We start from the raw sequence: 2,896 nt of genomic DNA, 5'->3' as shown, positions 1-2,896 counted from the left end.
TCGTGCCAGGCACCCTTCGACTCCGCTCAGGGTGAACGGAGAGTGAGTTCTAAATTTCGGAATTATTTAAGGACAATTACTAAGTCCCTTCTCAACTACTTCATTCACAACCCCTGTCTATCACCTTTCCTATAACGCAGCGGTCGGCTCTTCTGCTGACTGCAGATTTGCCGACTTGCGCGACTGAATTGCCTTGTCGATCAAGGCTACAGTTCCCCTATCACCGCGTTGGCGCGCTACCTGGCGGGGGGAGTTTGACCTTCGGCACCTTCCCGGGACGCAGCGAGTCTTTGCCAGTTCCGGGTCAGCACCATGCTTCAGCAGCGTCGACACAATAGGATAAGTTGAACATTTGCTCGAGGCTGCTGCGTAGAGTGGGGTTGCCCCGTCTTTGTTGGCGGTATTCACCAGCGCATTGCCAACCTCGGCTCTTTCTGACTCCGGCACTTCACTGATGATCGCTAGTATTTGCTGGACAATCCTGGCAAACCCACCTTGTACCGCAATGAATAGCGGCGTAGCACCATAGGCGTCAGTAGCATTCACTACCTGTCTGACTACCTTGCTACGGTCTGGTGCCGGTATCTCTGAAACAGCATCCAGTATTAACTTTACGATCAAACTATTGCGCATGCCGGCAGCCAAATGGAGTGGCAGCCTGTTGCCCTTGCCCTTGCCCTGCTTTTCAGGGGCCAGCACCTGAATCATGGTGTCGGCTCTTTTGGCCTCCGGTGACAATTTCAGGGCATCCATGAAGCAGTGTACTATCAGGTCATCGCCTCTTTTGATAGCTTCACACAGCGGGGTTTGGCCTTCTTTGAGGGCAGCATTCATGACCGCCACCAGTGCCCGGGGGATATCTGCCTCAGGCAATGCCAGCAGGTATTTCAGGAAAGTTGCCACGACATACCCATTGGCATTCTTGGCGGCAAGATAGAACGGGGTCGCGGCATCCTTTTTGAGATTGTGACGAATTGTCATGAGCTTGATGGTGACATCGGCCTTTTCTGCCTCCGGTACACCCTGCAAGGCCGTATCAAGCAGGCATTTTGTGGCATCAACATACCCTCCCTGGGCAGTGATATGCAGTGGAGAAACCGGGTGTTTACTCATGCCGGACGGGGCTGTCCCCTGCGCCAGGCCCGGGTCTTCGGTCAGTAACTCCCGCAGCCATATCAGGTTATTATTGCGGCAGGCGGCCAGTATTGGTGCCTCGTTCAACGAATTTGAGCGGTCATCATCATCGCTGATGCCGGTAACTGGTGCTGCCCGTTCCCGCAAAGGGACGTCTTCGGTAGCCTCAGCAGGCTGTTGATGGGAACTGGAAGGGACACTCTGGATCGTATTCATAAATAGGAACCTGTTTACATTATTGAAATGGATGAAGAACGTTTGAAGCTCATAGTATGGTCAGCAGCTGTTTCTGCTGCAGTAGCAGGTTTATAAGACTGCCGATGACTTAATGACTTGAATTATTTTAACATTATGCCTTTTGCATCCCCACCCTCATTACGTGCCAAAAGGAGTCAGGCTTGAGCCCTGTTATAACCCCGGAAGAGCTGATTTTTGATGCCGAACATATCTGGCACCCATACAGTACGACCATTAATCGGGTGGGTATGTTCCCGGTGGTTGGGGCAGAAGGTGTCTATCTGCATTTGAACGATGGCCGCCGGATTATTGATGGCATGTCTTCCTGGTGGTGTATGGTGCATGGCTATAACCATCCTGAAATGAATGCGGCACTGAAGCGTCAGATTGATGATTTCTCCCATGTTATGTTTGGTGGCCTGACCCATAAACCGGCGATTGATCTGGCTAAAAAACTGGTGGCCATGACACCGGAACCGATGCAAACGGTGTTTTTTGCCGACTCCGGCTCTGTGGCTGTTGAGGTCGCCATCAAAATGGCCATGCAATACTGGATAGCCCGGGAACGACCGGAAAAAAACAAGATGCTCACCGTCAGGGGAGGGTATTACGGCGATACAACCGGTGGCATGTCTATTTGTGATCCTGATGGCGGCATGCATCACTGGTTTACCGGAATTCTGCCTCAGCATTATTTTGTCCCCCGCCCTGAGTGTCGTGTTGGTGAAGCTTTTCAGGAAAGGCATATGGATGAATTGCGGCAGATACTGGAGCGACGGGGAAACCAGCTGGCGGGGGTGATTATTGAGCCCGTTGTTCAGGGGGCTGGAGGCATGTATTTTTATTCCCCGGAATATCTGGAGCATCTGCGCCAGCTGTGTGACGACTATGAAGTTCTACTGGTTCATGACGAAATTGCTACGGGGTTTGGTCGCACCGGGAAGCTGTTTGCCTGTGAACATGCTGGCGTTGTTCCGGATATCATGTGTGTCGGAAAGGCCCTGACGGGGGGGTACCTGACGATGGCGGCAACCCTGTGTTCAGAGCAGGTCAGCCACATCATTTCCGAACACGGTCCTTTTATGCACGGCCCTACCTTTATGGCCAACCCATTGGCCTGTGCTGCGGGTAATGCCAGCCTGGAGATCTTATCCAGAGGCGAATGGCATGGTCAGTTGGCGGCCATTGAAAAAAAACTCAGGGAAGGCTTAATGCCTTGTGTTGCAATGCCTGCTGTTGCTGATGTCCGGGTGTTGGGTGGCATTGGTGTCGTGGAGCTGAAAGAACCGGTGGTGATGTCTGAAATTCAACCGTTGTTTGTTGCCGAGGGGGTCTGGGTCCGGCCTTTTGGCAAGCTGGTTTATGTGATGCCTCCCTATGTTATTTCCAGCGATGAGCTGAAAGCACTGTGTAGCGCTATTTGTCGGGTGCTGCATCGGGTTAGCCACTAGGAGGCTGTCCGAGAATAGACTGCCCTACTGCGGTTGCGATAAATTGGTCTAAAAATTCCTGCTTCTTCGTCAAA

At 52.2% G+C, this 2,896-nt stretch carries 2 protein-coding genes; one reads left to right on the top strand and one right to left on the bottom strand.

Going from position 1 to position 2,896, the window contains the following annotated elements; all coding sequences use genetic code 11:
* Positions 1–129 precede the first annotated feature (129 nt).
* Entirely contained in the window at positions 130–1,350 is a 1,221-nt protein-coding gene (locus tag KDK15_RS06570) for an ankyrin repeat domain-containing protein (RefSeq protein WP_257294570.1), read from the bottom strand.
* A 182-nt stretch (positions 1,351–1,532) separates the two neighbouring features.
* On the opposite strand from KDK15_RS06570, the gene bioA reads away from it, so the two are divergent.
* Entirely contained in the window at positions 1,533–2,822 is a 1,290-nt protein-coding gene (gene bioA / locus KDK15_RS06565; protein ID WP_257294569.1) for an adenosylmethionine--8-amino-7-oxononanoate transaminase, read from the top strand.
* Positions 2,823–2,896 lie beyond the last annotated feature (74 nt).

Source organism: Endozoicomonas sp. YOMI1 (genome assembly GCF_024606345.1).
Lineage (GTDB): Bacteria > Pseudomonadota > Gammaproteobacteria > Pseudomonadales > Endozoicomonadaceae > Endozoicomonas.
The sequence above is the reverse complement of the archived record's forward strand: the minus strand, read 5'-3'. Positions and strand labels throughout refer to the sequence as shown.